The sequence below is a fragment of the Aeoliella fuhlenseeensis genome, assembly GCF_052161615.1.
Taxonomy (GTDB): domain Bacteria; phylum Planctomycetota; class Planctomycetia; order Pirellulales; family Lacipirellulaceae; genus Aeoliella.
Window position 1 is genome coordinate 546,115 of the sequence record NZ_CP197417.1, and the last position, 23,288, is coordinate 569,402.

The window sequence follows — 23,288 nt, forward strand, 5'->3', positions numbered from 1 at the left end:
AGTTGTGGTATAATTTGAGCATGTCCAACGACGCCCATCAGTTTGCGATTGAAGCGAAGCGTGCCGCCTTCACTTTGCCTGACGACTTGCACGAACGTGCGAGGCGGTTGAAGCTTGCTTGCGCCGGTGCCGCGGCGATAGAGCGTGGTAAGCGGTCGGCGGGGCTGGCGAGTTCGCAGCCTGCTCCTTGGCCTGCGTCGACTTGGGAATTCCTCGCTAAACACGCCGGTCAACATGTCCAGTGAACTCCCCGCCGAAGACGTTGGCGATGTCGCGCTCCGGCTCGCGAATTCGCTCGAGGCCGAGGGCTGCGAGTACGCTCTAGGCGGTGCGCTCGCGCTTGGTTACTGGGCCGAACCGCGGGGCACGCTGGATGTCGACTTCACTCTGTTTCCGGACCCGCACAGCATCGCGCGGTGCCTGCTAGTGCTTAGCAGGATAGGCTGCGATTTCGATAGCCAGGCCACCGCTCGAAGCCTTGAAGAGCACGGGTTCTGCCGCGTTTCCTTCAAAGGTTGGACTGTGGATGTCTTCGTCTCGGAGATACCCTTCTACGCGATGGCGCGACAGCGGCGGCGCGAAGTTCCTTTGGCAGGTGGCATGGTCAAAGTCTGGGACGCCGAGACTTTGTGCGTGTTCAAGATGATGTTCTATCGTCGCAAGGATTTGGCGGATGTCGAGCAGTTGATTCGGGCGCAGGGCAAAGGGCTCGATGTGGCTTGGGTGGATGCGCAGATTGTCGAGATCTTTGGGCAGCGGGATCCGCGCGTCAGCACTTGGCGTGAGATTGTGGCCGAAGTGCGGGGCGGGTGAGGAAGCGGGCTCGGAGAGCTCTCCCACCATAAGTGTCAGCCCCCAGATGCTGCGCTGTGACTGGTCTGGTATTTGCAGATGGCGTACTATTGCCAGGAGAAGGAGTACCGCCATGCAAAAAACCTACGAAGTCGAGGGAATGCATTGCCAGTCGTGCGAGCGGAAGGTCGGCGAGGCGCTGCGCGCGGTGCCCGGAGTGCGAGATGCGGAGGTTTCGATCTCCACGCGCATTGCCACGCTCGAAGCCGACGACAAGGTGACGTTCGACGAGCTTAACGCGAGGGTGCAGCAGGCGGGCGACTATCATCTGCAGGCCCCTTCCAGCGGCGTGCCGCACCAGAGTTCTGGCCACCTGCACATCGAGGGCGATACGCGCGACACGTCGGAGATTGAACACGACGCCCAGGGTGAGAAGTTTTACGTTGTGCATGATCGCCGGGAGAGCAGTCTGACTTACAGTCGGCCGCGCGATCATGTGATTGCGTTGGAGCACACGTACGTTCCTCCGAGCGATCGCAATCATGGCATCGCCGAGTCGCTCACTCGCCGGGCGCTGGGATACGCCGAAGAGCATGGCCTGAAGGTGCTGCCCGAGTGCGCGTACGTGCGGCGGTTCATCGACCTGCACGAGGAGTTCCAGCCGCTGTTGACGGACAACTCACAAGCAAAGTCGGAGACGAGTGGTCATGCCCACCAGCACAAACCATCGGAGGATCGCTCGAAGCTAGCGACCTACTGGCCGCTGCTGTTAACGGTGGCGTACCTCGTTGGTGGCACAGCGGTGTCGATGTTCGTGGCCCAAACCTCGTCGGTGATGTCGTCGACGGGGATGTTTGGGATGAGCGTGTTCATGGGGCTGTTTTTTGTGGTGTTTTCGTTCTTCAAGATGCTCGACATCGATGGCTTTGCCAAGGCCTACTCGTCGTACGACATTGTCGCCGAGCGATGGCTGGGCTGGGGCTATATCTATCCGTTCGTGGAACTTGCACTTGGTGTGTCGTTCCTTCTCGGAATCACGGCGACCGGTCATGCGTGGCCCATCGCGACGAACGTTGTCACACTAGTGGTGATGGTTGTCGGCACGATTGGCGTGGTGAACGCCGTGGTCCGCGGCCGCGATATTCAGTGCGGCTGCCTCGGTACGATGTTCGACCTGCCGATGAGCACGGTGACCATTGTCGAAGACGTGTCGATGGCGCTGATGGCGGCGGGCATGCTGGTGATGCTCGTTTGAAATGCCGAAGATCGGGCTCGGAGAGCCCTCCCACAGTTCACTCGATGCGTTACGTCAGCGGACGACGTTCACGGCGACGCGGTCTTCGAGGTTGGGGCGGAAGACCATCAGCAGGAAGAGCGGCAGGTACCACGCGAGGGCCAGGCCGTCGGAGTGGGCGTGCCAGAACTGGACGCCGAGCATCACGGCCGCCGAGCACGACAGCAGCGAGGCGAGTGTCTTGGGTTGAGGCCACAGCGGGAACGTTAGCAGGCTCATGCCGAGGAACGTCGCCAGGATCGGCCAGCGGAACACGGGGTTCCAGTAGTGCCACGCACCGGTCAGGTTCTCGGACTGCGGCCAGTGGATGCCGAACATCTGTTGCATGCGCGAAGCGAACATGGCGAAGTCGGAGCTGGTGGCGATCTGCGTGATCACCAGCGCGGCGAGTGCGATGCCAATGCCAATCGCAAACCGCACAACGCCCCGCCGCCAGTAGAAGCTGATCCAAAGCGGGAACAGGAACACGGGGTAGTAGACGGTGCCGAACGCGAGGCCAAGGAGCACGCCGGCGAGCATCGGGAGCCGGTAGTTGAACACGGCCCACACGATCAGCGCGGCGGGGAGTAGGTGCGTGACGCTGCCGGTCCACATGGCGGTGTAGGGGAGCAGCAGGTAGAGCATGGCTGCAGCGCAGCCCATGGTGAAGTTCTCGAAGTGGCGGGCACCAATGAGCACCATGCCGAGGAAGATCATCGCTTGGCTGATGATGGCGACGACTTTGGCGGTGACGAGCTGGCCGGTGGTGAAGTCGACGGCCGGCGGAGTCTCTTCAGCGGTCGCCTCGTCGTTCGCAGGTGCTGCGACTTCCGCCTCGGGCTGTTCGTTCTTCTCGTCGTCATCGACGTCGGCAGGCATGTCGCCCCGCGCTCCGAGCATTCTCGCGGTGGAGATTTCGGGGAGCGTGAAGAGCAGCGGAAATCCAGGGCCGTGTGTTTCGAGCGAGATTTGTTCGAGCGTCGAAGCCTGACGATGAGAGAGCGAATGGGCCCGCTGCGCCGACAGCATGTCGTTTGCATCGGGGTTGCTGGCGATAACGTTGGCCATCAGGAACAGGAACAGCGACACCGCTAGGAACAGAAGTCCCGAGGCGTTCATGTTCGGATCGAGCAGCGGCCGGCGAACCATGGCCGAGTCCCAGAGCGCACGAAACAACAGCACGGTGTTAACGCCGAACAGCCACCAGTAACCGAACAGCTCGGCGGTGGGAGAGTCGTACTCGATGCCAAGCCGAATGCCGAGCAAGCCGGGGGCGAGCATTAGCAGGAGCAGGAGATCGAGATTGCGAATGCTGAAGATGCGATTGAACTTGAAGAAGAGCGCAATGATCAACAGCGCCGACAAGTAGGCCCACGTGGTGGGCTCGAGCGTTTCGTATCGAAAGAGGAATTCGCTCATCGACGTTACGGACGGGGGCTACTTAGTCGTGTTCGGCAAAGGACAGGCAAGCAAAGTCAGGCAATCAAGATTTTGGAAATCAAGGTACGGGCAATCTAGTTACAGGAAAAACCGTAGTCGGCTCGCCATGCCCTGCAACTCGTTGTAGGGTGAAAGCGGATCGCCGCTGGTCTCCTGGGCAGGTCGGGGCCTTTGGGGGCCAGCTTGCAGAATAGGCGAACCGGGCAGGTTTGCAATGGATCGGGCACCTTCGAGCCTCCGGCTGCGGCGGGGCGAGGTGCGGTGGTAACGATTAGTGGGGCCACGCCCGAGCCCCGGCGAGCGGGTTACGCCAGCCAACGGGCTGTCTTGTCGAGCAGGCGGAGCACGCTGGGTTCGTCGGTGAGCGCCCGCACGCCGGGGGCGTCGAACCACTCCACGGCATGCGACTCGTGACTGACGGTGAGCGTTTGATCGTGCGCGACGAACAAGTAGCGAATGTCGTAATGCTGGTGGGCGTCGTCCACGACGTTGCCCGCGGCGTCGTAACGCGCCGGGATGTCGTGCACGTCGACATCGAGCGGGACGAGCGTGCCGCCGGTCTCGACGATGGATATATGGGTAAGGCCGAGTTCTTCGGTCGCTTCGCGCCACGCGACCATGGCCACATCGTCATCGCCATCGGCGTGCCCGCCAGGTTGGAGCCAGCGCCCGAGCTTGCGGTGGTGCACGAGGGCCACGCGCTGGCGGTCGCTCGAGACGACCCACGCCGCCCCCGTGATGTGCCCCGGCCGGCAGGTTCGCTCGAAACAGTCGGCGTGGTTTTCGACGAGCTCGACAATCTGGTCGACCATCGCTTGCTCGTCCGGATAGAGCGCAAGGTAGCGATCGAGCATCTGAATCAAATGATAACGCGACATAGCGAGCGGGGCCCGTCAGGGTCGTGGTAAGTTTGCGGTTGAACTAGCGGCTCAGATTCCATTCGTCCGTCGAATAGCGCTCGGCGACGAGTCGATCGACTCGCTCGCGAGGCCACTCTTCTAAATTCTCCCGCGCCGCCCAGGCGGCGACAATAGCTTCGCGCAATGGAGTCTGCTTGATCGGCAAATTGACGACGAAGTCGTCGTGGCCGCGGTCTTTGCGGTACTCCGGCGCGCGGGGTGGCTGGCGGAGGTACCGCGAAATACGGGGCAAATCGAAGTCGTAGAGCAGGGTGCCGTGATACAGGAATCCGCCGCGGCTCATTCGCAGGCTGTTGCCGGAGAACTTGAGGAGCGAGCCATCGGGCGAGGCGAGGACTAGGTCGCTCGTGCCCGCGCGCATGACGTCGAGCCCCGCAGCGCGGAGTCCGCTGACCAGCGTGTCGAGCACGTGGGCGTGGACCGCATCGATGTTGCCCTTGGTGTGGGAGGCGTCGGATTCGACCACCGAGTACATCAGGCACCCGGGGCCCGTGACAATCGACAGGCCGCCACTGACTCGGCGAAGCACAGGGACGTTTTCAGTGCGGCACGCTAGGAGATTCACTTCGTCCGCCAGCCGCGAACCTCGCCCCATGACGACCATCGCGCTGGGGACTTCCCATAAGCGAAGGATACGCGATGGAAGCTCGTGCGCGAGACAGGCATCGAGCAGCGCCTCGTCGAGCGCGAGGTTCTGGGCGGGTGTGTCGAGCGTCAGATCCAGCAGGTGCATAGCGTAGGAGATCTAAAGCGAGCGGACGCCGTGAGGCGTGTGGTTGGTTACTATTTCTGCTAACACTAGTTGCCAAATCGGGCTCGGAGAGCCCTCCTAGAGCTCGTTGAGTAGGGAATCTTCAAGCTGTAGCGATTGCATCGATTGTGCTTCGGCGGCACTGCAAAATCCCGCTAGCATTCGGGGTTTGCCGCTTGTTGCGCGGCGGTGTGTCGCCCCACAATACCGGTGGCTTCAAAGTTTTTTAGCGACGGAAGTGCAAACAGGCTTGAGCCTTTTTGTCTTGCTAGCAGGTGTAACGGTGGATTTCGATTTGCCGCCAGCCGTTTTGCAAGGCACACTTCTCTAGCTGGGTTCCGCAGCGGGGCTGGGGAACCATTTTAGCCGTTACGCATCGCCAGGAGGAAGTCGGTGCGGTGGTGATCGTCGGTTGGGTGCGTTCCGCGGGGAAGGCATTCGGCCGGCAAATGGACAGGGAGGTGACGACTTGGGGTGTTTGAAAGTCAGCGGATAACAAAAATGACTGCTTCCAGCTACTTGCGGTGTGTTTTGGCGGGCACGATGGTCTTGGGCTTAGTGCCTGTGGCTCCAGCGTCGGCCAATGGCGGGTGCGACTCGTGCGGTCAGACGTATCGCCTCGAGTGCCAAACTATTTTCGAAGAGCAGCAAGTCACCGCGTACCGCACGGTGTGTGAGACCGCGTTCGAAGAACGCGAAGTCACCCGCCAAATCCCCGTCATGGAAACCCAACAGCGCGAGCGTCGCGTCACGGTGCTCAAGCCGGTGACCGAGACCTCGGTTCGCCAAGAGCGTTACACGGTGCAGCGTCCCGTGGTCGAAACTCAGTACCGCGACGCCAGCTACAACGTTGTGCGAAACATCGTCGAAACCTCGCAGCGCGAAGAGCGTTTTACCGTTCAGCGTCCTGTGATTGAGACTTCGGTCCGCCAGGAGCGCTATTGCGTTCAGCGTCCGGTTGTTGAAACCCAAGAACGTCAGCAGGTTCGCACCGTGATGCGTCCCGTCACGACTTGCACGCAGCAAGTGGTTGATCAGGGTTGCTTCGTCAATCAAGTGGTGGGTGTCGCTCCTGGAGCGAGCACCGGGCCGCGGTTGCAGTGGGTTCCGCCGATCCAAACCGTGAATCCCGCGACCGGCCAAGTGCAAACCACTCGCCCTGGTCTTGGTTGGGTAACTCAGCAAGCTCCCGCGCAAGCCGTGGTGCAGCAAGTGTGGAAGCCGAACCTGGTGACCGTGCAGGTGCCAGTGACGCAGATGGTGCCCGAGCAAGTGATTGATCGCATCCCCGTGCAGGTAACTCGCATGGTGACCGAGGAGCAAGTTCGCGAAGTGCCCGTGCAGACTACCCGCATGGTGTGTGAGGAACAGGTCCGTATGGTTCCCGTGCAGACCTGCCGCCAGGTGGTCGAGCGTGTCGAGCGTCAGGTGCCTGTGCAGGTAACTCGCATGGTGTGCGAGGAGCGTGTCCGCGAGGTGCCGGTAACGACCTGCAAGATGGTGCGGGAAGAGCGCGTCGAGCCTTACACCGTGCAGGTCTGCAAGCTGGTGACCAAGGTCGAGAAGGTCCAGGTGCCGCACACGGTGCAGAAGCAGGTGCCTTTCACCCAGACGATTCGCGTTCCGCGGACGGTGATGGTCCGCGTGCCGGTCGGGCCGTGCGATGCTTGTGCGGGCTGAGCGAACTATTCGCACCAACTAACAATACGGCTAGGCCGCGAGCAGTTGCTCGCGGCTTAGTTTGTTTTGGAGCTAGTGAGGTCGCCCGTCGAAGGGCAAGTCTTCTTCGGCATCGAGTTGCGTCTTGAGCCCGTAGAGGCTGAGGATTCGCAGTTCGTCTTTCGAGAGACGAATGCCACGCCCAGCACCGAGCGCTTCGCGCATGCGTTTCACCACGGCCTCGATGGTGTTTTGCTCGAGGTCCGATATTTGAGTGCCAGGCAGCAACTGGCTACGCATGCGGTCGAAGAATTCTTTCATTGGACGAGCAAGTATGTTTGCTCGACACGTGCGATGCAATCTGGGGGATGGCGGGACTAGAATTAGTGGGGTGGTCTAACCGACCTAGAAGAACTTCGCGAAACGATTGGGCTCGGTGATGCCATCCGGTAAGACAATCCGGTGGCGTTTCTTCGAGTCGTCGATTCGGATGGCAAGGATGGCCTCGCCGGGAGGTACCGGTTCATCCAATGTACGGACTAAGATGCCACTGTTGCCCACTTGAGCCACGGGGATCCGCCGCTCACCATGGATGAGGGTGATGACAACTTTAGCAGAGTGACCGCGGGTCTTTGTTGCCATGTTACCAAACGAGAGAGAGGTTCGGGCGAATGCCTATACCTACGCTAAGCGTAGAGGGCGGCGAATTCGGCGTCAAGATAAAGCTGGCGATGGAACTGATGGGTATGTTTGGAAAACCTCCAAACACTCGGCCATAAAGGCGTTCTATCGTCAGGAAAACTTTGAGAATGAACTTCGTTGCTATAAGCGACTTGCATTACATGAAGTGAATCAGATTTGTGGGTTGAATGTTCCAGTCTTGGAGGAGTACGACTTGGACACACGCGTTATTGAAGTCACTTTTGTGCAGGCTCCTTACCTTCTCGACTTCGGTAAAGCCAGCCTTGATGCACCACCATCGTATCTCGCTGACGAACAAGATCTCAAGCGGTATCAGTCGCAGTGGCGAACGGAATTCGGGAGTCGCTGGATGGAAGTAAATGCGGTACTGCACTTCCTCCAAATTAAGTATGGCATTTACTACGTCGACCCCAAGGTAGGAAATATTCGACTGGATGCTGAGGAAGAAGATAATGACGACTGGCTTCGAGAGCCAGAAGTAGACTACTCTGAGTATGAGTAGCCATTTCCAGTCTTCAGTGAAGGGGGTACCAACTAGAACAGCTTAGAGATACTTTATTCGCTGTCCTGGTCCGGAAATGCCGAACGGCAAAAACACGGGCTTGCTGGAGACTTGGCCATCGACAATGACTTGCAATTGACCATTACAAGGACCGATCGAAACGCACTCGCCGCGCACGACCAACTCGGTAGGCCCGACATGCGACAGCGCAATGGCAGCTCCGCCCACGACCAAACGCAGCGAAACGGACGCCGAGTAACCTGGGGAAGTCAACATGCGGAGCGACTCAGAGCTTTTTGAGCGAGTCCAGCAGTATGCCAGGGCTCGAAACCGTATTGTAGTCGAGCAGCAGAAGCTGGGATACGGGAGTGACGGGACAATTTGGCGAACCAGTGACTCGGCGATTAAAGCACTCCATCGCCGAAGCAACTTTGACGTAGAGCTTGGAAGTTACCAGCGGCTGGCGGCTGCGGGTGTTGACGCGATTGACGGGTTCGCCGTTCCGCGACTGATTGATTTCGACGAAGACTTGATGGTAATCGAGATGGAGATCGTCCAGCCTCCTTACGTTCTTGACTTCGGCAAGGTGTATCTCGACCAACCACCTGCGTATTGGAACGATCCTCAGATACGCAACAACGCCTACGCAGAGTGGCGGGAGCGTTTCGACGAGCACTGGGAAAAGGTGGCGGGTGTAATGTTCAGTCTCGAACGATTCGGCATCTACTACGTGGACCCAAGGCCATCCAACATCGATACCACGGGAATAGAATAGCCAATCCCGCTCTCAGGGTAGCTACTTCGGTGCAACCCTAGGCTGAAAGACGTAATCCCTTTGGGATAATGTCCAGTTGTCGTCGCGTTTAGTTCGACACAGTGCGAATGAACTCTCTACAGCGACAGATAATCGGGCTCGGAGAGCCCTCCCACAGTCCTATAAAACTCTGATTCACCAAACAAACCAAGCCGCGAGCGGGGGCTCGCGGCTTGATCTGTTCTTGTTCTCGACAACCTCACGACTACCAAGGTCCGCGGACCGAGTAGACACCGAAGTTGGTGGTGTCGTGCGGCCAGCGGGGAGTCATTTTGAATCCGCCGCCGAAGGGGCCTGGGCCGCCGTAGTTGCGGCCGAACTGGTGGTCGATGCGCGAGATGCGCGAGCTGCCGACGCCCCAGCCCCAGTTGGTTTGCAGGTTCGCGGTCGGGGGGACGACCAGCGCGACCGGCGCACCGTAGGACGAATGAGCGTAGCCACCGTGCCACGCGTACGTTTCCGCACGACGGTTCGGCCAGACATAGGGATCCATGGCGCTGGCGGTCGTGCCGACAGCCGAGGCAGTGGTCGCCAAGGCGAGCACCGCGAGTAAGTAGTATTTGGACATGAGCGGGGGCTCCCAAACGATTGTGTGAGATCTCAAGGCGTGGCTCTGCGTGCGAACCGCGTCTTGCACGTTAGGCGAGGCAATGCTTACGGAGTGCAGCAATCAAGCAGCGCGCCGAAGTCGAACGGATTCGCGGCGCCACAGCAGATGTCGCCCTTCCACCAGCAGCAGTCGCTACGATAGCGAGCATTCGTGCGAGTCCAACCAGCACCGGGGTGATAGTTGTAGTACGAACGCTTGTGGTGGTACATGTATTCGTTCGGATAGAACGGCTGGTACGTGTTGTACATGTGGCCGACATGCTGTGGCACAGGGAGCGGCGAGGTGTACATTTCGGCGGCAGCCGCGCCGGGGCCCGGTCCTACGTATTGGTTGTAGAACAGGTCCTTCGAGTACTGGTAGCTGATACGCCGGCGACCTTCCCAGCCGTACTCGGCTTCGGTGGTGCTGGTGGTGATGGGCAGCGTTTGCCAGGCCATCGCGGCGATGCACGCCGTGAAGACAACTTGTTGTAGGCGACGCATGGGGGCGTGCTCCTTTTCCGGGATTGGGTCGCCCGGCTTTGGCTCGGGCAGGTAGGAAAGGGGGCCGCCGCGGGGGGTGTCGATGTTGGGGGGTGGCACTCCACCGGGGGGAGGTGTGCCACATCGACCGGCGGTTATGGGGAATCGCAAATCCTGTGGTGGGGCGGAGCGGGAAAACATCTCGCTCCGTAGGGCAAGGAATCGGACAGTGCGGCCCCCGCGGGTGAATCTTTATTTGACAGCTGTAACAGTTGAACACATCGTACCAGTTTCACCCCCTTTGCTCGGGTGGGAGAGCCCCCGGCGGGCCGCTATAATCGGCACGGCCCGCAAGGTTTAACACGCAGCCCTAACCGCTAATCGTACGGCTTGGCTGGGATTGGGGGCGAAGGATTGCCGATCGCATAGCGGCCGCATCGTTTTAGAAGTCAGCAACATTGGAGCAGTTCGCCTTGGCTACCCCTGCCCGCAAGAAGAAAACCGTCAAACGGAAAGTCCGAGCTGCCGAGTCGAATGGCAAAGCTGCTGAACACGAGGCCGACGAACACGACGCCAGTGAAGAAACCTCCGCGCCCGCCCGCAAGCCGGCCGGCCGGCGCACCACCGCCCAGGCGATGGCGGCGAATCAGAAAGAGATCTCGGTCAGCGAGTTCTTTGCCAAGAACCGCCATCTGTTGGGCTTCGACAATCCGCGCAAGGCCTTGTTGACGACGGTCAAGGAAGCGGTCGACAACTCGCTCGACGCGTGCGAAGAGGCCGGCATTCTGCCCGAGATTTGGGTTCACATTCAGCAGACCGGTGCGGGCAAGTACAAGGTCGGCATTCAGGATAATGGGCCCGGCATTCTCAAGAAGCAGATACCGCTGATCTTCGGCAAGCTGCTGTACGGTTCCAAGTTCCACCGCCTCCGCCAAAGCCGTGGCCAGCAGGGCATCGGCATCTCGGCCGCCGGCATGTACGGCGTGCAGACCACCGGCAAGCCGGTGAAGATCATCTCGAAGATCGACGCCAAGAAGCCGGCGCACTACTACGAGATCCAGATCGACACGAAGAAGAACGAGCCCAAGATTCTCAACGGCGCTGGCGAAGGGGTCGACATCCCTCCCGGCGATAAGGGCAAAGCGGTCATCGAGAAGCACGGCATCGAGTGGGTCGATCAACCACACGGCACGCGCGTGACCATCGAGCTCGAGGCGAAGTTCGTTCGCGGGCGTGGCAGCGTTGACGAGTACCTACAGCAAACGGCGATCGCCAACCCGCACATCACACTGCATTATCTCGATCCCGAGGACTACCAATACGACTACGAGCGTAGCGCCCAGGTGTTGCCGCCCGAGCCGAAAGAGATCAAGCCGCATCCGTACGGCGTGGAGATTGGCCGCCTCGCGCAGATGCTCGAAGAGTCGGAGCCGATGACGATTGGCGAGTTCCTGCGGACGAAGTTCTCGCGCGTCAATCCAGCGATCGCGAAGAAGCTGTGCGAAGGAGCGAAGATCACGCCACGCGCCGGGGTGCGCAAGCTGAATCGATCGCACGCCGATTTGCTGTACCAAACGATTCAGACCACAAAGATCGCTCCGCCGGCGACGGACTGCATCTGTCCCATCGGCGAGGACCTGATCCTCAAGGGCTTGCACCAAGTGGTGCCGGGCGAGTTCTACGCCGCCGCCACTCGCCCACCGGCCGTGTACCGTGGCAATCCGTTCCAGATTGAAGTCGGTCTCGCGTACGGCGGTAGTGCGCCAACCCAGAACGTGACGAAGGACCTGCTCGACGAGTTGCTCGACGAGACCGACACGCGGACCGTTCGGCAGTTCCTAATTCATACTTTCAACGGCCTGGGTGGCGAAGGTGCCGACAAGATCGTCAAGGCCGCCGGGATCGGCACGCGGCAAAACCCTGGCGGCCTCAAGCCAAAAGAACGCGAGAAGCTGTTCGAGGCGATGAAGAACATCAACGTCGCCGAAGGGCAGCAAATGGAAGTCATGCGTTACGCCAATCGCGTGCCGCTGCAGTTCCAGCAAGCCGCGTGTGCGGTGACGCAGACCGTGGTCGGCACCAACTGGCGCGGCTACGGGCTGAGTCAGTCTCGCGGCGGCCTGCCGAAGGGCCCCGTGACGCTGATGGTGCACATCGCCAGCGTGTGGGTACCGTTTACCAGCGAAAGCAAAGAAGCGATCGCGAGCTACCCGGAAATCCAAAAGGAAATCCGCCTCGGCCTGCAAGCCGTGGGTCGCAAGCTCGGCATGTACCTTCGCCGGCGCTTGCGGGTGCGTCAACAAAGCGATCGCCGCGAGATCTTCATGCGATACCTCAAGGAAGTGTCGAGCGCGGTGAGCGTGATCAACGGCACCGAGCAGGACAAGCTCTACCAGCAACTGCTCGACGTGGCGAAAAAGGTCACCAGCGACGCCGACATGAAACTCGACGACCGCGGCCGGAAGATCGAAGAGGAAGACGACCTCGACCTCGGCGGCAACGTGCTGATCGTCGACCCCTCGCAACACGCCGCGGCCATCAACCGCGCCAGTGCGGTGGTGGAAGAAGAGGAAGTTGAGGACGAAGTGGAGGAGTAGGCAGAGTTAAGGTCACAACGAATCTTCTGAAATTGCCCCTTCGCGTCTTTGCGTGAGAAATCAAAAGAACGAACCGAATTATGGCCAAGAAACGCCCCATACGCCCGACCGCTACGAAGGCCCCCGTCAAGTTGACGGACCGCGATAAGAAGACGCTGGCTTCGATCACTAACCTGGCCGACGGGGTGGTGAAGGCCGCGGCGACTAAGAAGGATCCGTACGTCGACATCCCCAGCCGCACGCTGTCGAACGTCCGCTACAGCCCCAAAAAGCGTATTCTTGAAATGGGCTCGGGCAAGAACCGCCGGCAGCTCTTTGACTTGTCGCAAGCTAAGTCGTACATGCGGACGATGCTGGTGGCGAGTGGTTGCAAGCAGCTTCTCGATCAGGGCAAGAGCACGAGCCTCCGAGGTCTGTTTTACATGCTCAAGCACACCATCGAGAAGACGAAGGAGAATACGTTCGACGAACAGGGCGAGTGCGACACCATTATCGAAGACGTGGAAGTGTTGCTTGATTCGATTCGCGAAGAGCTTCACTTGTACGCCGAGAATCGCGGGGCGATGGTGGGCAACATCACGCTGATCGACCGCGGAGATACGATCGATTGCAGCCGCATGGGGTCGGGCGGCTATGCCATTCCCTCGATCGTTGAGCCCGATATCATTCAGCTCGACAGGAAGAAGTGCGGTGCCGAGTTCATTCTGCATGTCGAAAAAGGCACGGTGTGGCAGCGATTCAACGAGGACCGTTTCTGGGAAACGCACAACTGCATCCTCACCCACGGCGCAGGCCAGCCTCCGCGTGGCGTGCGCCGCATGCTGAATCGTCTTCACTTCGAGCTCGGACTACCGGTGTACTGCGTGCTCGATAACGACCCGTGGGGATACTACATTTACAGCGTGCTGAAGCAAGGCTCGATCAACTTGGCGTTCGAATCGCAACGCATGGCGATCCCCGAAGCCAAGTACCTGGGCCTACGGAGCATCGACTTCGATCGCTGCAAGCTATCGGATAGCGTGAAAATCACCCTGTCGGATACTGACAAGAAACGCGCCAAGCAGATCGCGAAGTACCCTTGGTTCGAGAAGAAGAAAGACTGGCAGAACGAGATCCAGCGGATGCTCAAGAACGACTTCAAGCTCGAAGTCGAATCGTTGATCTCCAAGGACATCAGCTACGTCACCGAAGTCTACGTGCCGGAGCGGTTGGAGGAGCAGGACTGGTTGGATTAGATGTCGGTGCTATTTGAACTTCAGAAATCCAAAAGTGCGCTATTAAACGACATCTAAGGTCGAAGATTTTGTGACAAATCCTTACGAGTCCCCTGCATTAACCGACGAACTTGAGGTCGCAAGCCATGTCGTAGGTGCTGCACGTGGAGAAGTACGTGGGCTTCGATGGGGTCTATACTTGGTCGGAGTGGGGTTTGTGTTGCTGGCAGCTCTCACAGCATGCAATCAGTTTTACATCGTATTTTTCGAGCTTGTCGAAACTCTTCCGCATTTCGTTTATGGCTTCTTAGTGCCAACGTTGTACTATTTGTCTCGGCTCGTTTTAGGAATTGGGTATGTCGTCTGTTTACTCATCCCGCGCGAGGCGAAAGCGACGCTTTGGGTCGGCATAGCTGCGGGGCTACAGTTGCTTGGCCTTTTGCCATTCGGTGGTGTTATTCTCACGAGTCTTTCTACTCTCGCCGCCGCGCTATGTTTTTGGGTCGTTTTGCATCGGCTATCTCATTTGCTAGCAAACGATCAATTATCGAAGCTCAAGACTCACCTGTTTTGGATAGGAACCACGGCACTATCAGTATCGTTGCTATCAGGCGTCGGGATCTTCGTTCTCGATGAAAAGTACGTTGCGATGGCAGCTCAGTTCATGTCGGTGGTTGGCGGGACTTGCATGACGATTGCATACATCTTCTTCGCATGGGTGGTTTGGCAGTTTGGCCGTCAACTGAGGTCGCACTAAGACTGCAAAGTGCGAGCACAGCCGATGTGTGCCAGCGCAACTACACGCCGCTCACGTGACTCATCAGCACCATCACCCCCACCACGCTCGCGCCAATCGCCGCGGCGAGCACCGCGCCGCTGGCGATGTCGAGGGCGTCGCGGATTTCGGGGTGCTGTTCGCGTGCGACCGCGCGGGCCAGGTGTTCTATCGCCGAGTTCAGTAGTTCGGCGGTGAAGACTAGCGTGATGCAGAGTGCGAGTGCGAGCCAGTCGGCCTGGGTGATTTCCAGCCACGCGGCGATGCCGCAAGCGATGAAGGCGGCGGGGATGTGGACGCAAAAGCTGTTCTGGCCGCGCATGCCAGCGAACACGCCGCGGGCAGCGCACGAGAACTTCCATGCCCAGCGGGCACCGAGCGACTTGGGAATCGCGACGGGAATCGGAGAGTCGGGCGTGCGCCTGTTCTTCATCATGTGACCTGTCGAGTTCTTCCCAGCCGCCAATCGTGCTCTAAGCGATTACTCCGGCCCGCCAACGCCGACGGGGGGAATGATAATGCCGGTCTCGCGCTGGAGCATCAGCTTGGGGAGGAAGCGGGGTTCGATCATGAAGTTGAAGCTGACGTTGTCTTTGGATTCATCATAGCTGCCACCGATGCTGACAATGAGCGACTCGCCAATGCGGCTGAACGTCAGCGACTGGCCGATGTTGCCCGCTTCGCTGAAGTCGTACATCGCGCTCGCCGAGCCCACCCACTTGGTATTCATGCGGTAGTTGACCGTTGCGGTGAGCACGTCGGCGGTAAACGGTCCACGCATGGTGCGATAGCCCATGTAAATGTTGCCGCGCGAGGGGCGATTGAGAATCATGCCGCCCGACACGGTGCGAAGCCCGTCGCCGAACATGTCGGCCGCACCATCGGAGACCAGCGTGAACCGGTCGCCGAGATGCCAGCTGTAGTCGTAGTCGAACAGGCCAAAGTCAGAGCCGAAGTTGTCGCGGCCGTCCTGCGGAAACCACGAAATGTTGCTATCGAGCGTCATCCAGTCGACGATGTGCTGCCGTTCGCCGAGGCCACGTTTAGTCTGCAAGCGTTGCCGCATGCCGAACCGCACGACGGACAGGTCGTCGGCGATTTCTTTGCCGGGAGAGGTGACCCAGCCTTGAGTGTTCGAACGGAGTAAGTAGAACCGCGGGTCGAACTTGGGGTCGATGGTCGTTGGTGTCGTCGACGGATCGAAGTAGGTCCCCGCCAGCAAACCACCGAACGGCTGGAAGAACAACCGCCGGCGGATGTCGTCGAACACGTCGTCGTCGATCTCGTCGTACAGCGGGAAGTCGGTCATGTCGCGGTTCGACTCGGAGTACGAGGCGTCCATGTCGAACACCACTTTGTGCGCGAGACCGTTGAGGTTGAACACGGGGTCCTGGATATATGGATTCACCGTCCAGAACGGAATGCTTGCCTTGAGACCGACTTGGCCATACGCCCGCTGGATGTCGTTGCCCTCGAGGTCCTGACCCCAATGGCCCAGTTCGCCGAGGACGTAGGGCACCACCTTGAACGGCTCGAGGTTGATTGGCGCGGCGATCGAGTTGCGGGTGAGGATGCGCTCGCCTTCGGCCGTGGCGCGGTTGCCGAGCGAATCGGTTTCCCATGGGAACAGCGTGAACTGGCTCAGCAGCGTCGGATTGGTTGGCGTGCTCGCCATGTTCTGGTTGGCGTACGCCCCGCTGGTGTGCGAGTTCCAGGTGAAGACTTCGTCGCCGAAGTCCTGCCCCAGGCGATAGTAGTCGAGCCGCGGCAGCCACTGCGTTTGCGTCCAGAACGGGTTGAGCTGGCCATTGGCTTCGATGCCAAACGAACTGATGTGGTCGACTCGCTTTAGCCGGATGCCGGTGAGTTGGTCCTTGCGATCGTCGTACTCTTGTTCGTAGTACTGCTCGAGGAACGTGCGGTCGCTGATCCAACCAATCTCGCCCTGCACGGTCCAGCCTTCGAGCCAGCCATCGGTCAGGTACTGGCGATGGTTAAGGAACGTGCGGCCGCGGAACGACTTCTCGGGGACGATGTCGCGGCGGAAGAAGCCGAGGTTGTCGACGCCGTGGTCTTTGATGAACCACGTATCGAACAGGCCATCGACCGGCCCGAGGATGCCGAAGAATTCGTCGCGGTTGTACTCGACGGTCGTGCCGTAACCGAAGCCACGCTTGTTGAGGTAGTCGAGGTTCAGTTCCCATTCGACGCCGCGCGGTGGTTCGTTGACCCCCAGCATCTGAAACATGTCGAGACCCACCAGGGCCTGGAAGCCGTAGATGCGGTCGTTGCGAACTCGCAAGTTATTGATGTAGAAGTTGGGCTCTTCCAGATCGGTGGTGAGCGTCGGCCAATAGAACACGGGCCAGCTATCGATGTACACGAAGTTGCCCTGGCTTTGAGCGAGGCTTCGGGACTCGAATTCCGGTTCGAGCGTTACGGGGTTCACCGCTTGCTGACCGGTGAGCGGGTTAATCTTCGGCCGCTGCGTGTTCTCGAGCGTGATGGTTCGCGCGCCGAGGTGCGAGCTCGGAACTTCCAGGCGGCTTGGCGTGAGCATGGCGTCGTGGGCGACGAACCGCGACGCGTCGAGCTGCTCGATCACCCCGGCACGAAGACGGACGATGCCAGCGTAGTCGACCCCTTTGACCGAGGTCAGCGGGGTCTGAAGTTCGGCATTGATGATCGTGCCGACGTTGCGGCGGACATCGTAGTACATGCGATCGGCGTAGACGGTGCGATCCCCTTGGCGGAAGACAATGTTGCCTTCCATGTAAATCTCCATCGGCACGTCTTTGCCTTGCTCGAACGATCCGCCATTGATCCCGCCCGCCGTCCAAACCACCGCGCGGTCGGTCTGGATGTCGAGCATGTCGACCGAGCCGATTTCTGCGGGGATACCCTGGGCGTTGAGCCCTTCGATGATGATCTGCGCGCCGCCGCTGATGATGCCAATCGATTCGCCGTTGGGAAGTGCCCGGCCTTCGAACTGCATGCCAACACCACTACGAGGGGCCAAGCGAATGCGGCGCACCCCGACTTGGTTGACGCCCGACGGGGCAGGGGGTGGGACAAACTGCTGGAACTGTGCGGGCTGGACTTCGCCATCGACCTTCGCCGTGGCCGCGGACTGTAGCGCGGCAGTCGCGCGCGTATGGATCGCGGGGGCGGTCGGCGGAGCGACCGACTGCTGCGCGAGCGTCCATGCCACGCCGGGGCCCGAAGTCCAGCGGCCAAACCAAGTCGGAGTGTTTTGCTGCGACGCGGCCGCGCCGGTCGGACGATGAGCGAGTTGCACCGATTGCCCCGTCGCGGGCTCGGCGTAGATGATCACTTTGTGCGGGGCATCGGGCTCGTCGGGGCTCGGTGGCGCGATCCACACGATCGCCTCGTTCGCCGTGACGATGTTGTCGCCTTGGCGGAACGTGCAGTCGCCCGTGAGATGCCACGTTTCGTACACCCCCTCTTGCCACTTGGTCGCCGACTTCGCTGAGATCGCAATCGCCGGATTGCCGTCGGGTCGAGGCAGGAAGACTTCGCCGCGCGCAGCACTTGCGATGACTGCGATGAAGATCATCGCTGCGCACACGCGTCGCGCACCTGGCGCGCGGCGGACCGACTGCGCAGGGACGCGATTCAAGCTGAACGACGACTTGGCGATGGACGAGGCTTCCTTGCCGCGATGCACGAGACGAGTGGACCCACCGGCGGAATCCATTCCGCCGAGAGGGAGGGCCGCGGAGTATAGGTGCGGCGGCGCTGGGGGGTCAAGGTAATTTGGGCTCCGTGCTAGCAGTCGTAAGTGGCGTGGTAGTAATGTCTTGCGACGACGGAAAACCGTGTGAAACTTCCGGGGGGGAGTTGGGGTATAACCAGAGCACGAAGCCTCTCTCCCTCTCCGCAAGTTGGTGTCATGCCCTCAACCCGCCTTCGCTCGCTTCTCACCAGATTCGCCTTCCTACTTGCTAGCGGCTTGATTGCTCTGCTCGCTAGTTCGCCGAGTGCCCACGCGGCGTCCATCGGCCGGACGATCGATGCTTTCGAGCTCCCCGACCACTTGGGAAAGACGCATTCGCTAGCGGAACTCGCCGATAGCAAGCTGGTGGTCGTGGCGTTCGTGGGCACCGAGTGCCCGCTAGCAAAGCTGTACGCCGCGCGGCTGCAAACCCTCGCCGGCGAGTACGCCGATCGCGGGGTGGCGGTCGTGGCCATCGATTCAAACCGGCAGGACTCGCTTCGCAAGCTAGCTGCGTTTGTCCGCGAGCACGAGCTGACCTACCCGGTGCTCAAGGACCAGGCCAACAAGGTCGCCGACCAGTTCGGTGCCGAGCGTACGCCACAAGTGTTCGTGCTCGATGCCGATCGTAAGATCCGCTATCAAGGCCGGGTCGACGATCAGTACGTGGTGGGCATTGTCCGTGACCACGCCGATCGCGAGGACCTGCGGATTGCACTCGACGAACTGCTGGCCGACAAACCGGTATCGGTGCCGGAGACTAAGGCAATGGGCTGTATCATCGGCCGGTCGCGCGAGGCGAAGCCTTCGAGCGAAATTACCTACACTCGCGATGTCGCCCCGATTCTCCAAGCTCGCTGCGTGGAGTGTCACCGCGAGGGGGAGATCGGGCCGTTCGAGCTCTTATCGTACGACGAGGTCGCCGGCTGGGGCGAGATGATGGCCGAGGTGATTCGCGACCGCCGGATGCCACCCTGGCACGCCGACCCCGCGCATGGCGAGTTCACCAACGACCGCAGCATGCCGGAGGAAGAGAAACAGATCATCTACAAATGGGTCGAGGCCGGTTGCCCTGAAGGCGACCCTGCCGACTTGCCCGAACCTCGGACCTACACCGCGGGTTGGCAACTGTCGCGCGAACCCGACATGGTGTTTGCGATGCCCGAGGAGTACCACGTGCCGGCCGATGCGGGGAAAGAAGGTGTGCCGTACCAGCTGTTCCGCGTGCCGAGTGGTTTTGAGAAGGACACGTGGCTCGAGGGCATGGAAGTGCAACCGGGAAACCCTCGCGTCGTGCACCACACGATCGTCTACGCCGATCCACCGGGGAGCGAAGGCCGCCGCGAGAAGATTTTTCTCGCCGCTTACGTTCCAGGTTTGCGCTGCGACGCTCTGCCCGAGAATTCAGCGAAGCTGGTGCCGGCGGGGTCGGACTTCATCTTCGAAATGCACTACACGCCGATTGGCTCGCCGCAGACCGACATCACCAAACTCGGCGTGCTGTTTGCCGATCCCGAGAAGATGGAACGCGAAGTGGTGACCTGCGAGCTAGGGAACCTTGACTTCAAGATTCCACCTGGCGAAGACTCGCACGTGGTGACCGCCACCAGCCGGCCCATCAAGCAAGACGTGACGCTCCTCTCGCTGTCGCCGCACATGCATCTGCGGGGCAAGGCGTTTCGCTACGAACTGGTGACGCAGGATGGCAAGCGCGAGGTGCTGCTCGACGTCCCCGCCTACGACTTCAACTGGCAAACGCGCTACGTGCTGAAAGAACCACGCACGCTGCCGGCGGGTTCAACGCTCTTCTGCCGGGCAGTGTTCGACAACTCGAAGAAGAACTTGGCGAACCCCGACCCCACGGTCACCGTGACCTGGGGCGACCAAAGCTGGGACGAAATGATGCTCGGCTATTTTGATCTCATCATGCCCCGCGATGACGAACGACCTGCGGGAACCAAAACCGTGTCGACGGGCCTCGACATCGTGGGACATTTCGATGCCGGCGACAAGGACGGCAACGCGGGCCTCAGCAAAGAAGAAGCCGCCGGCCACCCGGTGATCAGCGCCGCGTTCGACCGCATCGATGCTGATCGGGATGGATTGCTGCAGCTGGGAGAGATCTTGACGGCAGTGGCGAAGATGCGGGGGTAACACCGCGGCTCGTTGCTCCATGCACCATGTCATCCTGAGGGAGCCCCGGCGACCGAAGGATCTCCTTTGCCATTTTTAGGAACACTAATCCACGCTAATCTTCACTAATGTTTTCTTATCAGTGTCGATTAGCGCGGATTAGTGTTCCCAATTCCTCCGCGTCGTTTCTCTGCGTCTTGGCGTCTCTGCGTGAGACTTGTTTCGAATGGCGAACGAGATTCTTCAGTCGCTGGGGCTCCCTCAAAATGACACGCACGCAGCAAGCTTGGTCAGGGATTCAGCGTATACAGCAGCACGTTGAGCCCGATTCTTGCGGCGTCTTCCCTCGTATAGCCGCGGCATTCGATCGCTTCGTGTTTTTCGAGCGCGCAACTGAGATCCAGTGGCGAGTAGACCACGGCCCAGCGGTCGCCGATTTTGATGCCTTCGAGTTGTGGTTCGATCTGTCTCACGCGGGCGGCCAGCGGGCGGTTGTCGGCGGCGGGTTGGGGGTCGCGGATTTCGACTTTCGCCAAGTCGTACCCACCATGCGCGGTGGTCAATAGACTGTCGGTCGCCGGGATGCGTTCGAGTGTGGAGTTGGGGAGCACTTCGCCCATCTCGCGGCGGAACGCCTTGGTGAACGCGCTGGACGCGCAGATGGAGTCGGCTAGCAACGTGCCGCCGTTTTCCAGGTACTCGCGCAGATTGTTTCGCTCGGCGGGGGTGAAGCGGAACTCGTGCCGGCCATGCATGAAGACGAGGTGATGGCGGAACAGGTCCTTGCCACCCGCGCCGATCAAGCGATCGTCGGTCGAGATGCGGAGCTTGATGTCCCCCTGCGACGCGGCACGCAGCAAGTTGGCGAGCGCGCCGGGCGCGTCGTCGCAACCACCGCCGTGACGTAGCTTGGCGACTTCGATCACACCACGGCCACCAACTTGATTGGCGGCATCGGCCGCAAACTCGTCGACGAAGCTCTGCTCCTTGCCCTTGGGTTCGCGGTTCGTGGCGTAGGTCAGTACGTTGATGCCAATGGTCATGGCATCGTCGATCTGCTGTTCGATGTTGTCGCTGTACTTGGTGATGCGGCCAGGGCGGCGTAGCTCCCAGTAGCACGACAAGTCGCTTTCAGAGAACACCACGCACGTGCGGCAGCCGTACTCGACCGCCCAAAGCTTGCCAACGTAAGGCGAATTGGGCCGCACTAAGCGTTCCATCCGCCAGATAGGGTGGCTCGGCGGCAATTGATGCAGGCGGTACTCGGGTTCGGGGAACATGTCCTCGACAAGCTGGCGAAAGCCCTGATTGAAAGCCTTCGAGTCGCCACAGCAAGACTCGGCGAAGATGAATCCGCCACGATCGATGTAGTCGCGGAGTTTCTTCGCGTCGTTGTCGAGGTTCGGTGCTTGATTGCCACTGATGTAGAGCACGGGCGCTTGCAGCAGATCCTCGACGCTCGCCGACTTCGGGTTGATGATTTGCCAAGTGAGATCGAGGTCCCATTGTTCCTCGGCGAACACGGTGAGATTCGCGGCGTCGAGGCGGTGGTTATTCCAGTCGGTGCCGTTGCCGTGCTGAAGCTTGCCCATCACGATAGGCCGGCGACCTTTGGAGAGGAACAACATAGCCATCGACGTGGCGACGTGCGGATTGCTCTCGCCGTGACTCGAGCCTTTCCAGTAGTGGGCCAGCGGGTCCTGGTGATTCACCAAGTACTCGGCACCTTCGCGATACCAATCGCTTTGACCAATAAGCCTCCGCGCGGTGAGTCGCCCCACACGCTCGACGCCATATAAGTAGTAGTAGTGCCACACCGCGCCGACATCGATCGCGCCGGGATTGCGCTCGACCGAGAAGTGCCGCCCGAGCCAGTCGAGTCCACGCTCGATCGCTTGGTCGTCGGCTTGAGGTTGGCAGCAGAGCACGCGGTCGTTCACCACGCGGGCATCCCCTTCGTCGACGGCGAGCGACGTGACGACCAGCGCACCGATGCCCGCGCAGGTCATGCTGCCTGAGGGTCCGGGGATGGGGGCGTACTCCCACGAGCCATCGCCGTTCTGCCCGCGACGCCAGTAACCGGCGGCAAGCTTCCAGGTCTCGGGGTTCACACGAATGCCGACGCGCTGCGCTTCGTGCAGCGCGAGGACGGCGAACTGCGAGTTGCTGCGGTCGCCACCCGCCCCGGGATAGCTCCACGAACCGGCGTTCTCGCCTTGAGTGATTTGATTGCGTTCGAGCCAATCGACCTTCTGCTCGATCAGTAGGCGATCGCGCTTCGGCTCGCCGGCGCAGAGGGCCATGGTTTGTAGCGAGACGCTGTAGGTTTTGTCGAACGTGTTCGCGCGAAGGTAGCCGAGGGCCTTCTGCATTTGGGCCGACTTGGCGTCGACTCCGGCGTCGAGCAGCGCAAGTGTCACCAGGGCAGTGACGCCACCGGGATAATTTCCGAGATCGTCCCACGTGCCGCGGGGCGATTGCTCGCGCAGCAGGTAGTCACGCCCGCGATCGATGGCCGCGGTAACGTCCGCCGCGGTAATTGCGGCTGTTGCCGAGGGGGGAAGGGTCGCGATCGTAACGATTGCGGCAAATAGTGCGGTGAGCGAATATCGCCGGCCTGACATGGCGAACTCCTTTTGCGTACGTACACGCGCGGGTGCGCGCCTAAGTATCGTACGTCACCTTAGTTACCGCGACTACCGGGGCAGTTATTGCAGATTGTCGCACTTGATACGCACCGATAGAATAAACCGTTCGACGCGACCGTCCCTTGGGGGCGGTTCGTGCGTAGGGACATCGACTGCAATAGAAATGACCACGTCTTGCGATCGCGGACCGCGTGGCGGTCCGGCTAATGGGCGAGTTCGAGTAGTAAAGGGACTGTTTTGAGCACTGCCACCCCTCCCGGA

The 23,288-nt window shown here is 60.3% G+C and carries 21 protein-coding genes; 10 read left to right on the plus strand and 11 right to left on the minus strand.

The window, feature by feature from the left end; all coding sequences use genetic code 11:
* Nucleotides 1-20: 20 nt before the first annotated feature.
* From SH292x_RS02130 to SH292x_RS02140, 3 genes are all read left to right on the plus strand, one after another.
* Nucleotides 21-245: a hypothetical protein gene (locus SH292x_RS02130; protein ID WP_442483929.1), complete on the plus strand. Its 225-nt coding sequence runs from the start codon at nucleotides 21-23 to the stop codon at nucleotides 243-245.
* Complete coding sequence (locus SH292x_RS02135) at nucleotides 235-813, plus strand: nucleotidyl transferase AbiEii/AbiGii toxin family protein (RefSeq protein ID WP_442483930.1); 579 nt, start codon at nucleotides 235-237, stop codon at nucleotides 811-813. The genes SH292x_RS02130 and SH292x_RS02135 overlap by 11 nt, the downstream gene beginning before the upstream one ends.
* A 112-nt stretch (nucleotides 814-925) precedes the next feature.
* Complete coding sequence (locus SH292x_RS02140) at nucleotides 926-2,047, plus strand: N-acetyltransferase (protein ID WP_442483931.1); 1,122 nt, start codon at nucleotides 926-928, stop codon at nucleotides 2,045-2,047.
* Between the two features lie 54 nt (nucleotides 2,048-2,101).
* Here SH292x_RS02140 and SH292x_RS02145 read toward each other — a convergent pair whose 3' ends face one another.
* The 3 genes from SH292x_RS02145 to SH292x_RS02155 all read right to left on the minus strand — a co-directional run bounded on the left by SH292x_RS02145 (nucleotide 2,102) and on the right by SH292x_RS02155 (nucleotide 5,158).
* Nucleotides 2,102-3,484, minus strand: a complete 1,383-nt coding sequence (locus SH292x_RS02145; RefSeq protein ID WP_442483932.1) for a hypothetical protein — start codon at nucleotides 3,482-3,484, stop codon at nucleotides 2,102-2,104.
* 326 nt (nucleotides 3,485-3,810) lie between these two features.
* Nucleotides 3,811-4,383 (minus strand): NUDIX hydrolase, encoded by a 573-nt coding sequence (locus SH292x_RS02150; protein WP_442483933.1) that lies wholly within the window; start codon nucleotides 4,381-4,383, stop codon nucleotides 3,811-3,813.
* A gap of 43 nt (nucleotides 4,384-4,426) precedes the next feature.
* A complete protein-coding gene (locus SH292x_RS02155; protein ID WP_442483934.1) occupies nucleotides 4,427-5,158 on the minus strand; it encodes a lipoate--protein ligase family protein in 732 nt (243 codons plus the stop codon).
* Nucleotides 5,159-5,677: 519 nt separating this feature from the next.
* On the opposite strand from SH292x_RS02155, the gene SH292x_RS02160 reads away from it, so the two are divergent.
* Entirely contained in the window at nucleotides 5,678-6,856 is a 1,179-nt protein-coding gene (locus SH292x_RS02160) for a hypothetical protein (RefSeq protein ID WP_442483935.1), read from the plus strand.
* 72 nt (nucleotides 6,857-6,928) lie between these two features.
* Here SH292x_RS02160 and SH292x_RS02165 read toward each other — a convergent pair whose 3' ends face one another.
* Together SH292x_RS02165 and SH292x_RS02170 are read right to left on the minus strand one after the other, a co-directional pair.
* Nucleotides 6,929-7,156: a hypothetical protein gene (locus SH292x_RS02165; RefSeq protein ID WP_442483936.1), complete on the minus strand. Its 228-nt coding sequence runs from the start codon at nucleotides 7,154-7,156 to the stop codon at nucleotides 6,929-6,931.
* 84 nt (nucleotides 7,157-7,240) lie between these two features.
* Nucleotides 7,241-7,477 carry a hypothetical protein gene (locus tag SH292x_RS02170; RefSeq protein WP_442483937.1) on the minus strand — a complete coding sequence of 79 codons (237 nt, stop codon included), beginning with the start codon at nucleotides 7,475-7,477 and terminating at the stop codon, nucleotides 7,241-7,243.
* Between SH292x_RS02170 and SH292x_RS02175 the strand changes: the two genes are divergently transcribed.
* The gene (locus SH292x_RS02175) at nucleotides 7,476-8,039 is read left to right on the plus strand and encodes a hypothetical protein (RefSeq protein WP_442483938.1); all 564 of its coding nucleotides are present in this window, start codon (nucleotides 7,476-7,478) and stop codon (nucleotides 8,037-8,039) included. The two genes, SH292x_RS02170 and SH292x_RS02175, sit on opposite strands and share 2 nt — an antisense overlap.
* A 42-nt stretch (nucleotides 8,040-8,081) precedes the next feature.
* On the opposite strand, the gene SH292x_RS02180 is transcribed toward SH292x_RS02175, so the two are convergent.
* Complete coding sequence (locus SH292x_RS02180; protein WP_442483939.1) at nucleotides 8,082-8,315, minus strand: hypothetical protein; 234 nt, start codon at nucleotides 8,313-8,315, stop codon at nucleotides 8,082-8,084.
* Between SH292x_RS02180 and SH292x_RS02185 the strand changes: the two genes are divergently transcribed.
* Nucleotides 8,314-8,814, plus strand: a complete 501-nt coding sequence (locus SH292x_RS02185; RefSeq protein ID WP_442483940.1) for a hypothetical protein — start codon at nucleotides 8,314-8,316, stop codon at nucleotides 8,812-8,814. The genes SH292x_RS02180 and SH292x_RS02185 overlap by 2 nt on opposite strands.
* Nucleotides 8,815-9,058: 244 nt before the next feature.
* Here SH292x_RS02185 and SH292x_RS02190 read toward each other — a convergent pair whose 3' ends face one another.
* Entirely contained in the window at nucleotides 9,059-9,421 is a 363-nt protein-coding gene (locus SH292x_RS02190; protein ID WP_442483941.1) for a hypothetical protein, read from the minus strand.
* A gap of 86 nt (nucleotides 9,422-9,507) precedes the next feature.
* Nucleotides 9,508-9,945 carry a hypothetical protein gene (locus SH292x_RS02195; protein ID WP_442483942.1) on the minus strand — a complete coding sequence of 146 codons (438 nt, stop codon included), beginning with the start codon at nucleotides 9,943-9,945 and terminating at the stop codon, nucleotides 9,508-9,510.
* Nucleotides 9,946-10,397: 452 nt separating this feature from the next.
* On the opposite strand from SH292x_RS02195, the gene SH292x_RS02200 reads away from it, so the two are divergent.
* From SH292x_RS02200 to SH292x_RS02210, 3 genes are all read left to right on the plus strand, one after another.
* A complete protein-coding gene (locus SH292x_RS02200; protein ID WP_442483943.1) occupies nucleotides 10,398-12,521 on the plus strand; it encodes a DNA topoisomerase VI subunit B in 2,124 nt (707 codons plus the stop codon).
* An 80-nt stretch (nucleotides 12,522-12,601) separates the two neighbouring features.
* Nucleotides 12,602-13,756: a DNA topoisomerase IV subunit A gene (locus tag SH292x_RS02205; protein WP_442483944.1), complete on the plus strand. Its 1,155-nt coding sequence runs from the start codon at nucleotides 12,602-12,604 to the stop codon at nucleotides 13,754-13,756.
* A gap of 196 nt (nucleotides 13,757-13,952) precedes the next feature.
* Nucleotides 13,953-14,492: a hypothetical protein gene (locus SH292x_RS02210; protein WP_442483945.1), complete on the plus strand. Its 540-nt coding sequence runs from the start codon at nucleotides 13,953-13,955 to the stop codon at nucleotides 14,490-14,492.
* Nucleotides 14,493-14,532: 40 nt separating this feature from the next.
* Here the strand turns inward: SH292x_RS02210 and SH292x_RS02215 are convergent, their stop codons facing one another.
* Both SH292x_RS02215 and SH292x_RS02220 read right to left on the minus strand, forming a co-directional pair.
* Entirely contained in the window at nucleotides 14,533-14,946 is a 414-nt protein-coding gene (locus SH292x_RS02215; protein ID WP_442483946.1) for a diacylglycerol kinase family protein, read from the minus strand.
* Nucleotides 14,947-14,991: 45 nt separating this feature from the next.
* On the minus strand, nucleotides 14,992-18,228 hold the full coding sequence (locus SH292x_RS02220; protein ID WP_442483947.1) for a hypothetical protein: 3,237 nt from the start codon (nucleotides 18,226-18,228) through the stop codon (nucleotides 14,992-14,994).
* Nucleotides 18,229-18,423: 195 nt separating this feature from the next.
* Here SH292x_RS02220 and SH292x_RS02225 point away from each other — a divergent pair, with 195 nt between their 5' ends.
* Nucleotides 18,424-20,400, plus strand: a complete 1,977-nt coding sequence (locus SH292x_RS02225) for a redoxin domain-containing protein (RefSeq protein ID WP_442483948.1) — start codon at nucleotides 18,424-18,426, stop codon at nucleotides 20,398-20,400.
* Between the two features lie 269 nt (nucleotides 20,401-20,669).
* Here SH292x_RS02225 and SH292x_RS02230 read toward each other — a convergent pair whose 3' ends face one another.
* Entirely contained in the window at nucleotides 20,670-23,003 is a 2,334-nt protein-coding gene (locus SH292x_RS02230) for a DUF4159 domain-containing protein (protein ID WP_442483949.1), read from the minus strand.
* Nucleotides 23,004-23,288: the final 285 nt, after the last annotated feature.